This is a genomic window from Raoultella sp. (genome assembly GCF_039594335.1).
Taxonomy (GTDB): domain Bacteria; phylum Pseudomonadota; class Gammaproteobacteria; order Enterobacterales; family Enterobacteriaceae; genus Klebsiella.
Genome location: NZ_JBCNNS010000057.1, coordinates 1 through 15,289, shown reverse-complemented (window position 1 = coordinate 15,289; position 15,289 = coordinate 1). Strand labels below are relative to the sequence as shown.

General features: G+C 54.5%; 17 protein-coding genes. 16 read left to right on the top strand and 1 reads right to left on the bottom strand.

Translation table 11 applies throughout. The features are described 5' to 3' along the window. Positions 1-264: 264 nt before the first annotated feature. A complete protein-coding gene (rluC, locus tag ACZAHD_RS12110) occupies positions 265-1,218 on the top strand; it encodes a 23S rRNA pseudouridine(955/2504/2580) synthase RluC (protein ID WP_462456989.1) in 954 nt (317 codons plus the stop codon). 461 nt (positions 1,219-1,679) lie between these two features. On the opposite strand, the gene ACZAHD_RS12105 is transcribed toward rluC, so the two are convergent. After that, positions 1,680-2,264: a Maf family protein gene (locus tag ACZAHD_RS12105; protein WP_462456988.1), complete on the bottom strand. Its 585-nt coding sequence runs from the start codon at positions 2,262-2,264 to the stop codon at positions 1,680-1,682. 141 nt (positions 2,265-2,405) lie between these two features. Here ACZAHD_RS12105 and yceD point away from each other — a divergent pair, with 141 nt between their 5' ends. From yceD to ACZAHD_RS12030, 15 genes are all read left to right on the top strand, one after another. Continuing rightward, positions 2,406-2,927: a 23S rRNA accumulation protein YceD gene (gene yceD, locus ACZAHD_RS12100; RefSeq protein ID WP_462456987.1), complete on the top strand. Its 522-nt coding sequence runs from the start codon at positions 2,406-2,408 to the stop codon at positions 2,925-2,927. Positions 2,928-2,943: 16 nt separating this feature from the next. Further along, positions 2,944-3,117: a 50S ribosomal protein L32 gene (gene rpmF, locus ACZAHD_RS12095; RefSeq protein WP_000290724.1), complete on the top strand. Its 174-nt coding sequence runs from the start codon at positions 2,944-2,946 to the stop codon at positions 3,115-3,117. A 201-nt stretch (positions 3,118-3,318) separates the two neighbouring features. Next, complete coding sequence (gene plsX / locus ACZAHD_RS12090; RefSeq protein ID WP_462456986.1) at positions 3,319-4,416, top strand: phosphate acyltransferase PlsX; 1,098 nt, start codon at positions 3,319-3,321, stop codon at positions 4,414-4,416. 53 nt (positions 4,417-4,469) lie between these two features. Then, on the top strand, positions 4,470-5,423 hold the full coding sequence (locus ACZAHD_RS12085; RefSeq protein ID WP_462456985.1) for a beta-ketoacyl-ACP synthase III: 954 nt from the start codon (positions 4,470-4,472) through the stop codon (positions 5,421-5,423). A gap of 15 nt (positions 5,424-5,438) precedes the next feature. After that, complete coding sequence (gene fabD / locus ACZAHD_RS12080) at positions 5,439-6,368, top strand: ACP S-malonyltransferase (protein WP_462456984.1); 930 nt, start codon at positions 5,439-5,441, stop codon at positions 6,366-6,368. A gap of 12 nt (positions 6,369-6,380) precedes the next feature. Continuing rightward, positions 6,381-7,115, top strand: a complete 735-nt coding sequence (fabG, locus tag ACZAHD_RS12075; RefSeq protein WP_004860512.1) for a 3-oxoacyl-ACP reductase FabG — start codon at positions 6,381-6,383, stop codon at positions 7,113-7,115. 210 nt (positions 7,116-7,325) lie between these two features. Continuing rightward, on the top strand, positions 7,326-7,562 hold the full coding sequence (acpP, locus tag ACZAHD_RS12070; protein WP_000103754.1) for an acyl carrier protein: 237 nt from the start codon (positions 7,326-7,328) through the stop codon (positions 7,560-7,562). Between the two features lie 86 nt (positions 7,563-7,648). Next, positions 7,649-8,890 carry a beta-ketoacyl-ACP synthase II gene (gene fabF / locus ACZAHD_RS12065; RefSeq protein WP_004860514.1) on the top strand — a complete coding sequence of 414 codons (1,242 nt, stop codon included), beginning with the start codon at positions 7,649-7,651 and terminating at the stop codon, positions 8,888-8,890. Positions 8,891-9,022: 132 nt separating this feature from the next. Then, positions 9,023-9,832, top strand: a complete 810-nt coding sequence (gene pabC, locus ACZAHD_RS12060) for an aminodeoxychorismate lyase (RefSeq protein ID WP_462456983.1) — start codon at positions 9,023-9,025, stop codon at positions 9,830-9,832. A 2-nt stretch (positions 9,833-9,834) separates the two neighbouring features. Beyond that, on the top strand, positions 9,835-10,857 hold the full coding sequence (gene yceG, locus ACZAHD_RS12055; RefSeq protein ID WP_462456982.1) for a cell division protein YceG: 1,023 nt from the start codon (positions 9,835-9,837) through the stop codon (positions 10,855-10,857). Beyond that, complete coding sequence (tmk, locus tag ACZAHD_RS12050; RefSeq protein ID WP_462456981.1) at positions 10,847-11,488, top strand: dTMP kinase; 642 nt, start codon at positions 10,847-10,849, stop codon at positions 11,486-11,488. Before yceG ends, tmk begins: the two co-directional genes overlap by 11 nt. Continuing rightward, positions 11,485-12,489 carry a DNA polymerase III subunit delta' gene (gene holB, locus ACZAHD_RS12045; RefSeq protein WP_462456980.1) on the top strand — a complete coding sequence of 335 codons (1,005 nt, stop codon included), beginning with the start codon at positions 11,485-11,487 and terminating at the stop codon, positions 12,487-12,489. Before tmk ends, holB begins: the two co-directional genes overlap by 4 nt. Positions 12,490-12,499: 10 nt before the next feature. Beyond that, the gene (locus tag ACZAHD_RS12040) at positions 12,500-13,285 is read left to right on the top strand and encodes a metal-dependent hydrolase (protein WP_462456979.1); all 786 of its coding nucleotides are present in this window, start codon (positions 12,500-12,502) and stop codon (positions 13,283-13,285) included. Positions 13,286-13,588: 303 nt separating this feature from the next. Further along, positions 13,589-15,022, top strand: coding sequence for a PTS glucose transporter subunit IIBC (gene ptsG / locus ACZAHD_RS12035; RefSeq protein WP_462456978.1), 1,434 nt, complete (start codon positions 13,589-13,591; stop codon positions 15,020-15,022). A gap of 165 nt (positions 15,023-15,187) precedes the next feature. Next, on the top strand, positions 15,188-15,289 hold a 102-nt coding region (locus ACZAHD_RS12030; protein ID WP_462456999.1), incomplete at its 3' end, for a transposase.

Here is a 15,289-nt window from a genome sequence, read left to right as displayed (position 1 = left end):
AAAATTGGTCATTCCGCTAATTTCTTGTTCTAACAAGATTCAACACGGAAAACGGCATCATTATTCCATTGCTAACCTTGTTATAGCAAGTTGACTTTTACCTTTTATCACCCGGTTACTCACAGTTTTTTCACCAGCGGATACAGATTGTTCTAATAACAAACAAAACGCCGATGAAGCATTCAATGAAAACCGGATAATGATAAATATAAGCATATAAAAATGAGTGGCGCTAATGCGTCGGGCTATTTAGAATCGCGCACCATGAAAACTGAGACTCCAAGCGTAAAAATGGTTGCCATTACCGCCGATGAAGCGGGGCAACGCATCGATAACTTTTTGCGTACGCAGCTAAAGGGCGTACCGAAGAGCATGATTTATCGCATCCTGCGTAAAGGCGAGGTGCGGGTGAATAAAAAACGCGTCAAGCCGGAATACAAGCTGGAAGCCGGCGACGAAATCCGCATTCCTCCTGTTCGGGTTGCTGAACGTGAAGAGGAGGCCGTCTCCCCGCATCTGCAGAAAGTGTCGGCGCTGGCCGATGTGATTCTGTATGAAGATGACCATATTCTGGTGCTGAATAAACCTTCCGGTACCGCAGTGCACGGTGGCAGCGGCCTGAGTTTCGGCGTCATTGAAGGCTTGCGCGCGCTGCGTCCGGAAGCCCGCTTCCTCGAACTGGTTCACCGTCTTGACCGTGATACCTCCGGCGTACTGCTGGTGGCGAAGAAGCGTTCTGCGCTGCGTTCGTTGCATGAACAGCTGCGCGAAAAGGGCATGCAGAAGGATTACCTGGCGCTGGTGCGTGGGCAGTGGCAGTCGCATACCAAAGTGGTGCAGGCACCGCTGCTGAAAAACATTCTGCAGAGCGGCGAACGTATCGTGCGCGTCAGTCAGGAAGGAAAACCGTCGGAGACGCGCTTTAAGGTAGAAGAGCGCTATACGCACGCGACGCTGGTGCGCTGCAGCCCGGTTACCGGGCGTACGCATCAGATCCGCGTTCATACGCAGTATGCGGGCCACCCAATTGCCTTTGACGACCGTTATGGTGACCGTGAGTTTGACAGACAGTTAGCCGACACCGGCCTGAGTCGGTTGTTCCTCCATGCCGCCGCGCTGAAATTTACTCATCCGGGAACCGGGGAAGTGATGCGCGTAGAGGCGCCGCTTGATAACCAGCTGAAGCGCTGTCTGCAGGTGCTGCGTAATAGCAAATGATCGCCGCGGCGGACGGTGAGTCCGCCGTTGTCATCTGCCGCGTCGCGGTGTTGAGCCTCACCGCGACGTTTTCCTCACTTAATGGACCCATTCACCGCGCCAGCGCGATATCCTCAGCCCACCCCCCGTCATGATTGCAGTTGTACTTCATCGATCGTCAGACCGCCGGCCACGCACCAGACAGCCTCCAGAGCCACTGACCGAGTGCCAGTATCATACTGACCTGGCAATAGTCATGTCGTTTCGCCACCGGCGAATGGACAGACAGATCGACAGTCTGACTAATCCCCATGGTGAGGAGTCAAATCAGGCTGGCAGGGTAATGGACAGTCGTGGCCGGACGTGCGAGTGAGTCCGTGGACATTTCCAGTCGCGAAGGGGAAATGAGATGACTGAAATGGGAAAAACGCAAGGCAAAGAAGCCGGCCAGAACGACGTTTCCGGCCCGGCTGCATAGACGGCTAGCGCAACAGGGGATTACAGCCTTCCCGGCGTAGCATCTGACACAGAGCGATCAGCGGCAGGCCCACCAGCGCATTCGGATCGCGTCCTTCCAGCCGTTCAAAGAGAGTAATGCCCAGCCCTTCACTTTTAAAACTCCCGGCGCAGTGCAGCGGACTCTCTTTGCGCACATAATTGTCTATTTCCTGGTCGCTTAAATGGCGGAAATGGACATCAAAGGGTTCACATTCGGTTTGTAGATGGCCGTTGGCGGAATTATAAAGCGCCAGTCCGGTATAAAAGGTCACAATCGTGCCGCTGGCTTTTCTTAATTGCCGGCGCGCATTCTCTTCGCTGTGCGGTTTGCCGGTAATTTCGCCATCCAGGACGCAGACCTGATCGGATCCGATAATTAAATGCCGGGGGTAGCGATCGGCAAGAACCTGTGCTTTTGCCTGCGCCAGACGGACCACCAACTGGCGGGCAGGTTCACCTGGATGGGGAGTTTCATCGACATCAGGCGCTGCGCAGTCAAACGGCATGGCCAGTTTTTCCAACAACATCCGCCGCCAGGGCGATGTCGATGCCAGAATAAGCTCAGACATATTTTTTCATCCACATATAGCGCTTCGAAGAGCATCATTTTAAACTATGGTCCGCAATGTGTGCGAATAAATGGCGAAAGGCAACCTGAGGCTGCCTTTTTCTTTGACTCTATGACATTACAAAGTTAATATGCGCGCCCTATGCAAAAGGTAAAATTACCCCTGACTCTTGATCCGGTTCGCACGGCTCAAAAACGCCTTGATTACGAAGGTATCTATACCCGTGATCAGGTTGAACGTGTAGCCGATTCTGTAGTCAGTGTGGACAGCGATGTGGAATGCAGCATGTCGTTCGCTATTGATAATCAGCGCCTTGCCGTTATTACCGGCGATGCAAAGGTATCAGTAACCCTCGAATGTCAGCGTTGCGGGAAACCGTTCCCCCATCCTGTTCACACAACGTATTGTTTTAGCCCCGTCAGAAATGACGAACAGGCCGAAGCACTGCCGGAAGCGTATGAGCCGATTGAGGTTAACGAATTCGGTGAAATCGATCTGCAAGCGATGGTTGAGGATGAAATCATTCTCTCCTTGCCTGTAGTTCCGGTGCATGATTCTGAACACTGTGAAGTGTCCGACGCGGACATGGTCTTTGGTGAACTGCCTGAAGAGGCACAAAAGCCAAACCCATTTGCCGTATTAGCCAGCTTAAAGCATAAGTAATTGAGGAGTAAGGTCCATGGCCGTACAACAGAATAAACCAACCCGTTCCAAACGTGGCATGCGTCGTTCCCATGACGCTCTGACCGCAGTCACCAGCCTGTCTGTAGACAAAACTTCTGGTGAGAAACACCTGCGTCACCACATCACTGCCGACGGTTTCTACCGCGGTCGCAAGGTTATCGCTAAGTAATCACGCACGACTCCATGGATTTCACGCGGCAAGAGGCATAAGCGAGAGCATCGTCGGTAGCATGGTCAACTATGTGACTGGGGTGAACGAGCGCAGTCAACCCACTTGTAGTGTGAAAGACAAAGAGTATAAGCGTGATGAAGCTTAGCGAGGATTTCCCCAGGTGACTGGGGAATAACCGAACCGGGCAGCGACGATATCTTGACACGTCTAACCCTGGCGTTAGATGTCATGGGGGGTGATTTTGGCCCATCCGTGACAGTGCCTGCAGCACTGCAGGCACTGAACTCTAATTCGCAACTCACACTTCTTTTAGTCGGCGACCCCGACACTATCACGCCATTACTTGCCAAAGCTGATTTCGAACAACGTTCGCGTCTGCAGGTGATCCCTGCGCAGTCAGTTATTGCTAGTGATGCGCGGCCCTCGCAGGCGATCCGCAGTAGCCGCGGAAGCTCAATGCGTGTGGCGCTGGAGTTAGTAAAAGAAGGGCGGGCGGAAGCCTGCGTCAGCGCGGGGAATACCGGTGCGCTGATGGGACTGGCAAAATTATTGCTCAAACCCATTGAAGGGATTGAGCGTCCGGCGCTGGTGACGGTCTTACCGCATCAACAAAAGGGCAAAACGGTGGTGCTTGATTTAGGCGCTAACGTGGATTGCGATAGTACGATGCTGGTGCAGTTTGCGGTCATGGGCGCCGTTCTGGCCGAAGAAGTGGTCGGCATTGAGAATCCCCGCGTCGCGCTGTTGAACATCGGCGAAGAAGAGATGAAGGGCCTCAACAGTATCCGCGATGCTGCTGCGGTGCTGAAGACACTGCCGTCGCTGAACTATATCGGCTATCTTGAAGCCAACGAACTATTGACGGGCAAAACCGATGTGCTGGTTTGTGATGGATTCACGGGCAACGTCACATTAAAAACTATGGAAGGTGTTGTCAGAATGTTCCTTTCGCTGCTGAAATCACAGGGTGAGGGCAAAAAACGGTCGTGGTGGCTGCTGTTATTGAAGCGTTGGTTACAAAAAAGCCTGGCAAGGCGATTCAGTCACCTCAACCCCGACCAGTATAATGGCGCCTGTCTGTTAGGATTGCGCGGTTCCGTGATTAAGAGTCATGGTGCTGCCAATCAGCGCGCCTTCAGCGTTGCGATAGAGCAGGCAGTGCAGGCGGTGCAGCGGCAAATTCCTCAGCGGATCGCCGCTCGCCTGGAATCTTTATACCCTGCAGGTTTCGAACTGCCCACGGGCGACAGACACGGGAACTCCCGACAGCAAAGCGGGACGAACGAAGAAGGCTGACGACCAGCAGTTTGAACAAGGCGGGTATATTACCCAAGAGTGACTGAGCGTACATGTATACGAAGATTATTGGTACCGGCAGTTATCTGCCCGAGCAAGTGCGTACTAACGCCGACCTGGAAAAAATGGTAGAGACGTCTGACGAGTGGATTGTCACTCGTACGGGTATCCGTGAACGTCGTATTGCTGCACCGAATGAAACCGTTGCTACGCTGGGTTTTGAAGCGGCGAAAAATGCGCTGGATATGGCGGGTGTTAAACCGGAGCAAATTGGTTTGATCGTTGTTGCGACCACCTCCGGGACTCACGCATTTCCCAGTTCGGCTTGTCAGATTCAGTCTATGTTGGGTATTAATGGCTGCCCGGCCTTTGACGTGGCGGCAGCATGCGCAGGCTTTACCTACGCATTGAGCATTGCCGATCAATACGTGAAAAACGGGGCGGTGGATTACGCGCTGGTGATTGGCGCTGACGTTCTGGCGCGCACCTGCGATCCTACCGATCGTGGGACGATCATTATTTTTGGTGATGGCGCGGGAGCTGTCGTCCTGGGCGCTTCTGAAGAGCCGGGGATCATTTCCACCCACCTGCATGCGGATGGTCGCTATGGCGAGCTGTTAACGCTGCCGAACGCCGATCGCGTTGAGCCGGAAAATCCGATCTATCTGACGATGGCGGGCAACGAAGTGTTTAAAGTTGCCGTGACCGAACTGGCGCACATTGTCGATGAGACGCTGGCGGCTAACAATCTCGATCGCTCGGCGCTGGACTGGCTGGTGCCGCATCAGGCTAACCTGAGAATTATCAGCGCGACAGCAAGAAAACTGGGGATGTCGATGGATAACGTGGTGGTGACGCTCGATCGTCACGGCAATACCTCCGCGGCTTCCGTTCCCTGTGCGCTGGATGAAGCGGTTCGCGATGGCCGCATTCAACGTGGTCAGCTGATTCTGCTGGAAGCCTTTGGTGGCGGTTTCACCTGGGGTTCCGCGCTGGTTCGTTTTTAGTATAAGGATTTAGACATGACGCAATTTGCTTTTGTGTTCCCGGGACAAGGTTCTCAGACAGTCGGCATGTTGTCTGACATGGCAGCAGCGTATCCGATTATCGAAGAGACTTTCCGTGAAGCCTCCGCGGCGTTGGGTTACGATCTGTGGGCGCTTACTCAGCAGGGCCCGGCAGAAGAACTGAACAAAACCTGGCAGACTCAGCCTGCGCTGCTGACCGCTTCCGTGGCGCTGTATCGCGTCTGGCAGCAGCAGGGCGGCAAGACCCCGGCTCTGTTGGCGGGTCATAGCCTGGGTGAATATTCCGCGCTGGTTTGCGCCGGCGTGATTGATTTTGCCGACGCGGTGCGTCTGGTCGAAATGCGCGGCAAATTTATGCAGCAAGCCGTCCCGGAAGGGACCGGTGCGATGTCAGCGATTATCGGTCTGGACGATGCGTCTATTGCGAAAGCCTGCGCAGAGTCCGCGGAAGGGCAGGTTGTGGCTCCGGTCAACTTTAACTCTCCGGGCCAGGTGGTTATTGCCGGCAACAAAGAAGCCGTTGAGCGTGCTGGCGCTGCCTGTAAAGCTGCCGGCGCTAAACGTGCGCTGCCGCTGCCGGTGAGCGTCCCGTCCCACTGCGCGCTGATGAAACCTGCGGCGGAAAAACTGGCCGTCGAACTGCAAAACATCACCTTTAACGCCCCGCTTATTTCGGTCGTGAACAACGTTGATGTGAAATGTGAAACGGCGCCAGACGCAATTCGCGATGCGCTGATTCGCCAGCTGTATAGCCCGGTTCAGTGGACTAAAACCGTTGAGTTTATGGCATCCCAGGGCGTAGAACACCTGTATGAAGTGGGGCCGGGTAAAGTCCTCACCGGCCTGACCAAACGTATTGTTGACACCCTGACCGCTTCCGCGCTTAACGAGCCAGCAGCGATGTCTGCGGCGCTTGAGCAATAAAAGAGGAATACCATGAGTTTTGAAGGAAAAATCGCGCTGGTTACCGGTGCAAGTCGCGGCATTGGCCGTGCAATCGCAGAAACGCTTGTCGCCCGTGGCGCGAAAGTGATCGGTACGGCCACCAGCGAGAGCGGTGCGCAGGCGATCAGCGATTACCTTGGTGCTAATGGCAAAGGTATGCTGTTGAATGTGACCGATCCGGCATCTATCGAATCTGTACTGGGAAATATTCGCGCAGAGTTTGGTGAAGTGGATATCCTGGTTAATAATGCCGGTATTACTCGTGATAACCTGTTAATGCGGATGAAAGATGATGAGTGGAACGATATTATCGAAACCAATCTGTCATCAGTTTTCCGTCTGTCAAAAGCAGTAATGCGCGCTATGATGAAAAAGCGTCACGGGCGCATTATTACTATCGGTTCTGTGGTCGGTACCATGGGAAATGCTGGTCAGGCCAACTATGCTGCGGCGAAAGCGGGTCTGATTGGTTTTAGTAAATCGCTGGCACGTGAAGTCGCGTCCCGCGGTATTACTGTTAACGTTGTTGCTCCGGGCTTTATTGAAACGGACATGACGCGTGCGCTGTCTGAAGATCAGCGTGCGGGTATTCTGGCGCAAGTTCCTGCGGGTCGCCTCGGCGATGCAAAAGAAATCGCCAGTGCGGTTGCGTTCTTAGCTTCTGACGAAGCAGGTTACATCTCTGGTGAAACCCTGCACGTCAATGGCGGAATGTATATGGTCTGACCGAGATTTGTACAAAATGCTCAGGAACCGCGCAGTCTGTGCGGTCCCGAATGTGGTTTTGTGCAAAATGATTTGCGTTCTGAGGGCAAACACCCGCAAAATAGCGTAAAATCGTGGTAAGACCTGCCGGGATTTAGTTGCAAATTTTTCAACATTTTATACACTACGAAAACCATCGCGAAAGCGAGTTTTGATAGGAAATTTAAGAGTATGAGCACTATCGAAGAACGCGTTAAGAAAATTATCGGCGAACAGCTGGGCGTTAAGCAGGAAGAAGTTACCAACAATGCTTCCTTCGTTGAAGACCTGGGCGCTGATTCTCTTGACACCGTTGAGCTGGTAATGGCTCTGGAAGAAGAGTTTGATACTGAGATTCCGGACGAAGAAGCTGAGAAAATCACCACTGTTCAGGCTGCCATTGATTACATCAACGGTCACCAGGCGTAAGTGAACATCTCCAGGCGGTCATTCGACCGCCTGAGTTTTATCTTTTTGTCCCACAAGAATCTATTTTCCCTCCCTGGAGGACAACCGTGTCTAAGCGTCGTGTAGTTGTGACCGGACTGGGCATGTTGTCTCCTGTCGGCAATACCGTAGAGTCTACCTGGAAAGCTCTCCTTGCCGGTCAGAGTGGCATCAGCCTGATCGACCATTTCGATACTAGCGCCTATGCAACAAAATTTGCTGGCTTAGTAAAGGATTTTAACTGTGATGACATTATCTCGCGCAAAGAACAGCGCAAGATGGATGCCTTCATTCAATATGGAATTGTCGCTGGCGTTCAGGCCATGCAGGATTCTGGTCTTGAAGTAACGGAAGAGAACGCAACCCGCATCGGCGCCGCTATTGGTTCCGGCATTGGCGGTCTCGGCCTGATCGAGGAAAACCACAGTTCGTTAACGAACGGCGGACCTCGTAAGATTAGCCCGTTCTTTGTACCGTCTACAATTGTTAACATGGTGGCCGGGCATTTGACCATCATGTTTGGTCTGCGTGGGCCGAGTATCTCTATCGCGACCGCTTGTACCTCTGGCGTACACAATATTGGTCAGGCTGCGCGTATCATTGCGTATGGCGATGCTGATGCAATGGTGGCCGGTGGTGCGGAAAAAGCCAGTACCCCGCTTGGCGTGGGTGGCTTTGGTGCCGCGCGTGCGCTCTCAACCCGCAACGACAATCCGCAGGCGGCAAGCCGTCCGTGGGATAAAGATCGCGACGGGTTTGTGCTAGGCGACGGTGCGGGTATGGTCGTGCTGGAAGAGTACGAGCACGCCAAAAAACGCGGCGCGAAAATCTACGCGGAAATCGTCGGCTTTGGTATGAGCAGTGATGCTTACCATATGACGTCTCCTCCGGAGAATGGTGCAGGCGCGGCCCTGGCGATGGTGAATGCCATCCGCGATGCAGGGATTGAACCTGGCCAGATTGCATACGTCAACGCGCACGGCACCTCGACGCCGGCGGGCGACAAAGCAGAGGCGCAGGCGGTTAAGTCTGTCTTCGGCGATGCTGCGAGCCGCGTGATGGTCAGCTCAACTAAATCAATGACCGGGCACTTGCTGGGCGCGGCCGGAGCAGTAGAATCAATCTACTCTATTCTGGCGCTGCGTGATGGCGTGGTTCCGCCGACCATCAACCTGGATAATCCGGATGAGGGTTGTGACCTGGACTTCGTTCCGCACGAAGCACGTCAGGTTTCCGGTATGGAGTACGCGCTGTGTAACTCCTTCGGCTTTGGTGGCACCAACGGTTCGCTGATCTTTAAAAAGATCTAAACCCGTTGCGTTTACCGCTAAATCCTGAATCAGGCCTGCATAAAATGCGGGCCTTCTTTTTTCTTCAGCTTTCTCTGCTTGTCCTGCGTAATTCATCCTGAGACACTGACAGGCCACCGATAAGGAGCCGCTATGTTCTTGATTAATGGCATTGAACGGGACACCCTCACCGCCAGTGACCGGGCAATTCAGTTCGGCGACGGGTGCTTTACTACCGCGCGTATTGTGGGACATAAAGTGCAGATGTTGCCTGCCCACCTTCATCGTTTGCAACTGGCCTGCGCAACCCTGATGATTCCCTACGCGCAATGGCAGGAGTTGGAAGCTGAAATGCAGCGCCTGGCGTATAAACAGCAAAGTGGCGTGTTGAAAGTGATACTGACGCGGGGCGCGGGGGGCCGCGGCTACAGCGGCGCGACTTGTCAGTCTCCCACTCGTATTCTTAGCGTTTCAGCTTATCCGACCCATTATGCGCGCTGGCAAGAAACCGGTGTTACGCTGACGCTAAGCCCGGTTCGCCTGGGACGTAATCCATTGCTGGCCGGGCTGAAGCATCTGAACCGACTGGAACAGGTGTTGATCCGGTCTCATCTTGAGCAGACGAACGCCGATGAGGCGCTGGTTCTTGACAGCGACGGGTGGCTTACGGAATGCTGTGCCGCGAATCTGTTCTGGCGCAAGGGGATGGATGTGTTTACGCCACGCCTTGATCATGCCGGAGTCAATGGCATTATGCGTCAGCATTGCATCGCGCAACTGGCACAATCGCCGTTTCGCGTTGTCGAAGTCACAGCGGGCGCGGATGTGTTGCGTGACGCCGATGAAGTGCTGATATGCAATGCGCTGATGCCGCTGATACCGGTTCGCAGCTGGGACGAGACATGCTGGTCCTCGCGAGAGCTTTATCATTTTTTAGCCCCACTGTGTGAGCTGTCTGGTTAGTCATGAAGAAAATGTTACGTTTTATCCTGCTGTTGTTGGTCGTGTTGGGCATTGCCGCAGGCGCGGGCATCTGGAAAGTGCGTCAGCTTGCGCAGAGCAAGCTGCTGATTAAAGAAGAGACGATCTTCACCCTTGCGGCCGGTACCGGGCGCATGGCGCTGGGTGAGCAACTGTATGGTGACAAGGTGATCAACCGGCCGCGCGTATTCCAGTGGCTGCTACGTCTTGAGCCTGAATTATCCCACTTTAAAGCCGGTACCTACCGCTTCACGCCAAACATGACGGTGCGCGAAATGCTGCAACTGCTGGGCAGTGGCAAAGAGGCCCAGTTCCCGCTGCGGTTTGTGGAGGGGATGCGGGTGAGCGACTACCTGCGTCAGTTGCGCGATGCGCCGTACATCAAACATACGCTGGCAGACGACCGTTACGAGACGGTCGCCCAGGCGCTTAAACTCGAGCATGCGGACTGGGTTGAAGGCTGGTTCTGGCCGGATACCTGGATGTATACCGCCCATACCAGCGATGTCGCGATCCTTAAGCGCGCGCATCAGAAGATGGTTGCGCAGGTCGAAAAAGCCTGGGAAGGGCGGATGGAGAATCTGCCGTACAAAGATCAGAATCAGCTGCTGACGATGGCGTCCATTATTGAAAAAGAGACGGCGGTTGCCGAAGAACGCGACCGCGTGGCGTCGGTATTTATCAATCGTCTGCGGATTGGCATGCGTCTGCAAACCGACCCGACCGTCATCTACGGTATGGGGGAGAGCTATACTGGCAAGCTGACGCGCAAAGATCTGGAGACGCCGACAGCGTACAATACCTACGTGATCGGCGGTATGCCGCCGGGGCCCATCGCCGTGCCGGGAGAAGCCTCTCTGAACGCCGCGGCGCACCCGGCGAAAACGCCTTATCTCTATTTTGTTGCTGATGGTAAGGGGGGCCACACATTTAACACCAATCTGGCCAGCCACAACCGCTCGGTACAGGATTATTTGAAAGTACTTAAGGAAAAAAATGCGCAGTAACTATATCGTTATCGAAGGCCTTGAGGGCGCAGGGAAGACCACCGCGCGTAATCTGGTGGTGGAGGCGCTGCAGGAATCGGGCATCAGCGATTTGGTGTTTACCCGTGAACCGGGCGGCACTATTCTGGCCGAGAAGCTGCGCAGCCTGGTGCTGGATATTCAATCCACCGGCGATGAAGTGATCAATGACAAAGCCGAAGTACTGATGTTTTACGCTGCCCGTGTTCAACTGGTTGAGACGGTAATTAAACCCGCTCTGGCTCGCGGTCAATGGGTAATCGGCGACCGCCACGATCTGTCGACTCAGGCCTATCAGGGCGGCGGTCGCGGTATCGACCAGACGATGCTGGCTACGTTACGTGATGCGGTGCTGGGCGATTTTCGCCCGCACCTGACGCTGTATCTGGATGTGACGCCGGAGGTAGGGCTCAAGCGCGCGCGCGCGCGCGGCGAACTCGATCGCATTGAACAAGAGTCGCTGGATTTCTTCAATCGTACCCGGGCGCGTTACCTTGAGCTGGCGGCACAGGACCCCACTATTCACACCATCGATGCGACACAACCGCTGGAAGCCGTCGCAAGCGATATCAAGGCGGTTATCCGCCGCTGGGTCGCGGAGCAAAGCGCATGAAATGGTACCCGTGGTTACGCCCGTCATTTGAACAATTAGTCGCCGGCTATCAGGCTGGACGGGGTCACCATGCGTTACTGCTTCAGGCATTGCCTGGCATGGGGGGAGAGGCGCTGATCTATGCGTTGTGCCGCTATCTCATGTGCCGACAGCCGCAAGGAAATAAAAGCTGCGGGCAGTGCCACAGCTGCCAGCTGATGCAGGCCGGCACGCATCCCGATTACTACACCCTGGCGCCGGAAAAAGGCAAAAACGCCCTTGGCATTGACGCCGTGCGTGACGTCAGCGAAAAGCTTTACGAGCGTTCCCGCCTTGGCGGCGCCAAAGTGGTGTGGATAAGCGATGCGGCCTTATTAACCGATGCGGCGGCGAATGCTCTGTTAAAAACGCTGGAAGAGCCGCCGGAAAACACCTGGTTTTTCCTCGCCTGTCAGGAACCGGCGCGGTTGCTGGCCACGCTGCGCAGCCGCTGCCGCCTCCATCACCTTGCGCCGCCTTCAGAGCCCTACGGGCTGGCGTGGCTGGAGCGCGAGGTGACCATGCCGCAGGAGGCGCTGCTCTCTGCGCTGCGCCTGAGCGCAAATGCGCCAGCGGCGGCGCTGGATCTACTGCAGGAGAGTCACTGGGCTTCCCGGCAGCAGCTGATCCAGACGCTGGCGGACGTTTTAAGCCGTGGTGACTGGCTGGCGCTGTTGCCGATTCTGAATCATGAACAGGCCGCGGTTCGTTTGCATTGGTTGGCATCGCTGCTGCTGGATGCACAAAAACGGCAACAGGGAATCACGCTGGTGAGTAACCCTGATGCCTGGACGCTGGTCAATCAGCTGGCGCAGGCGCTGCCTGCTGCCCGTTTGCAGGCGATCGCTCGCGACGTCAGTGCCTGCCGGGATCAGTTGTTGAACGTGGTTGGCGTCAACCGCGAACTGCTGCTAACCGAGCGCCTTCTGCGCTGGGAACATTACCTGCAACCTGGGACGGTCCTTCCCGTATCCCACCTCTGAGCGAGACATTATGTTTTTAGTCGACTCCCACTGCCATCTGGATGGTCTGGATTATCAAACGCTGCACAAAGACGTGGACGATGTGTTGGCAAAAGCCGCGGCCCGTGATGTGAAGTTTTTCCTCGCTGTGGCCACGACGCTGCCGGGATATCGCGGAATGCGTGAGCTTGTCGGGCCGCGTGACAATGTGGTTTTCTCCTGCGGCGTACATCCGCTCAATCAGGATCAAGAATACGACGTTGACGAGTTGCGTAAGCTGGCGGCGGAAGAGGGGGTCGTGGCAATGGGGGAGACCGGGCTGGACTATTTTTACACGCCGGAAACCAAACCCCGTCAGCAGACTTCCTTCCGCGATCATATCCGCATTGGCCGCGAATTAAACAAGCCGGTTATTGTGCATACCCGCGATGCGCGCGCCGACACGCTGGCCATTTTGCAGGAAGAAAAAGTGACGGATTGTGGTGGCGTACTACACTGTTTCACTGAGGACAGGGAGACCGCAGGTAAATTGCTGGATATGGGGTTCTATATCTCATTTTCCGGTATTGTTACCTTCCGCAATGCTGAGCAACTGCGCGATGCCGCGCGCTATGTCCCGCTCGACCGCCTGCTGGTGGAAACCGACTCGCCGTACCTGGCGCCGGTCCCTCATCGCGGCAAAGAGAACCAACCAGCAATGGTACGCGATGTTGCCGAATATATGGCGGTACTGAAGGGGGTTTCGCTTGAGCAGCTTGCGCAGCAGACCACGCAAAATTTCGCCAGCCTGTTCCACATTGACCCCGTCAGACTCTAACCTGCCGATCTTTCTATTATTTTAAGGCTCGTAATTAATAGATAAAGCGAGTAAAGTTCACCGCCACAAAATGGGCGGTGAAGGGTTTTTTGCAACATCCGGACACGGCTTATGTAAGTTGGTGTAAATTTTTCAACGCTGACTGATTGAAACGTGATAGCCGTCAAACAATGATTCCGTCAATTATTTTACTCTGTGTAATAAATAAAGGGCGCTTAGATGTCCTGTCCACGGCACGGTTCTCCCCCCGTGCCAATGCGTGAAAGCGTAAAAAGCACCAAATACTCAGGAGCACTCTCAATTATGTTTAAGAATGCATTTGCTAACCTGCAGAAGGTCGGTAAATCGCTGATGCTGCCGGTCTCCGTACTGCCTATCGCAGGTATCCTGCTGGGCGTCGGTTCCGCAAACTTCAGCTGGCTGCCAGCGGTTGTTTCCAACGTTATGGCAGAAGCAGGCGGTTCAGTCTTTGCGAATATGCCATTGATCTTCGCTATCGGTGTGGCGCTTGGCTTCACCAACAACGACGGCGTATCTGCGCTGGCTTCCGTTGTTGCTTACGGCATCATGGTGAAAACCATGGCGGTCGTTGCGCCGCTGGTTCTGCATTTACCTGTAGAAGAAATTGCGGCCAAACACCTGGCTGATACCGGCGTACTCGGCGGTATTATCTCTGGTGCTATTGCAGCGTACATGTTCAACCGCTTCTACCGTATCAAGCTGCCTGAATATCTGGGCTTCTTTGCGGGCAAGCGTTTTGTTCCGATTATCTCCGGTCTCGCCGCTATTTTCACCGGTGTGATCCTGTCCTTCATCTGGCCACCGATCGGTTCTGCTATCCAGACCTTCTCTCAGTGGGCGGCATACCAGAACCCGGTAGTGGCGTTCGGTATCTATGGCTTCATTGAACGCTGCCTGGTACCGTTTGGTCTGCACCACATCTGGAACGTGCCTTTCCAGATGCAGATTGGTGAATACACCAACGCGGCTGGTCAGGTCTTCCACGGCGATATCCCTCGTTATATGGCAGGCGACCCGACTGCGGGTAAACTGTCCGGCGGCTTCCTGTTCAAAATGTACGGCCTGCCGGCGGCGGCTATCGCCATCTGGCACTCCGCTAAGCCGGAAAACCGCGCGAAAGTGGGCGGTATCATGATCTCTGCAGCGTTGACCTCGTTCCTGACCGGTATCACCGAGCCGATCGAGTTCTCCTTCATGTTCGTTGCGCCGATTCTGTACGTTATCCATGCAATTCTTGCCGGTCTGGCCTTCCCGATCTGTATTCTGCTGGGTATGCGTGATGGTACGTCGTTCTCTCACGGTCTGATCGACTTCATCGTCCTGTCAGGTAACAGCAGCAAACTGTGGCTGTTCCCGATCGTCGGTATCTGCTATGCCATCGTCTACTACGTTATCTTCCGCGTGCTGATTAAAGTCCTGGACCTGAAAACTCCGGGTCGTGAAGAGACGACTGAAGAAAGTAAAGCCGGTGCGACCAGCGAAATGGCTCCGGCACTGATTGCAGCGTTCGGCGGTAAAGACAACATCACTAACCTCGATGCATGCATCACCCGTCTGCGTGTCAGCGTGGCCGACGTCGCGAAAGTTGATCAGGCTGGCCTGAAAAAACTGGGCGCTGCCGGGGTGGTTGTTGCAGGTTCAGGCGTTCAGGCAATCTTCGGGACCAAATCCGATAACCTGAAAACTGAAATGGATGAATACATCCGCAGCAACTAAGTTGTGATGTGGGGAGACTAAGGCAGCCAAATGGCTGCCTTTTTTATTATCAATTTTAAACCACCTCCTATGGTGGGGGTGATCGTTCATGTGGGGCTTTGCCCGTAGAATGCCCATGCGAAATACTGCCCCGGTTTGTTACCAGCAAATCAAGGAGTAAATAGCATGAGCAGATATGAATCCGCTTCTCACGTATTCCATCGCTGTCAGTATCATCTCGTATGGACACCGAAGTACAGAGACAAAATCCTCAAAGGCAACCACCGT

Excerpts from the sequence above, each read along its gene's own strand:
- rluC (WP_462456989.1), top strand. The coding sequence starts at position 265 with ATGAAAACTGAGACTCCAAGCGTAAAAATGGTTGCCATTACCGCCGAT.
- ACZAHD_RS12105 (WP_462456988.1), bottom strand. The coding sequence starts at position 2,264 with ATGTCTGAGCTTATTCTGGCATCGACATCGCCCTGGCGGCGGATGTTG.
- yceD (WP_462456987.1), top strand. The coding sequence starts at position 2,406 with ATGCAAAAGGTAAAATTACCCCTGACTCTTGATCCGGTTCGCACGGCT.
- rpmF (WP_000290724.1), top strand. The coding sequence starts at position 2,944 with ATGGCCGTACAACAGAATAAACCAACCCGTTCCAAACGTGGCATGCGT.
- ACZAHD_RS12085 (WP_462456985.1), top strand. The coding sequence starts at position 4,470 with ATGTATACGAAGATTATTGGTACCGGCAGTTATCTGCCCGAGCAAGTG.
- fabD (WP_462456984.1), top strand. The coding sequence starts at position 5,439 with ATGACGCAATTTGCTTTTGTGTTCCCGGGACAAGGTTCTCAGACAGTC.
- fabG (WP_004860512.1), top strand. The coding sequence starts at position 6,381 with ATGAGTTTTGAAGGAAAAATCGCGCTGGTTACCGGTGCAAGTCGCGGC.
- acpP (WP_000103754.1), top strand. The coding sequence starts at position 7,326 with ATGAGCACTATCGAAGAACGCGTTAAGAAAATTATCGGCGAACAGCTG.
- pabC (WP_462456983.1), top strand. The coding sequence starts at position 9,023 with ATGTTCTTGATTAATGGCATTGAACGGGACACCCTCACCGCCAGTGAC.
- yceG (WP_462456982.1), top strand. The coding sequence starts at position 9,835 with ATGAAGAAAATGTTACGTTTTATCCTGCTGTTGTTGGTCGTGTTGGGC.
- tmk (WP_462456981.1), top strand. The coding sequence starts at position 10,847 with ATGCGCAGTAACTATATCGTTATCGAAGGCCTTGAGGGCGCAGGGAAG.
- holB (WP_462456980.1), top strand. The coding sequence starts at position 11,485 with ATGAAATGGTACCCGTGGTTACGCCCGTCATTTGAACAATTAGTCGCC.
- ACZAHD_RS12040 (WP_462456979.1), top strand. The coding sequence starts at position 12,500 with ATGTTTTTAGTCGACTCCCACTGCCATCTGGATGGTCTGGATTATCAA.
- ptsG (WP_462456978.1), top strand. The coding sequence starts at position 13,589 with ATGTTTAAGAATGCATTTGCTAACCTGCAGAAGGTCGGTAAATCGCTG.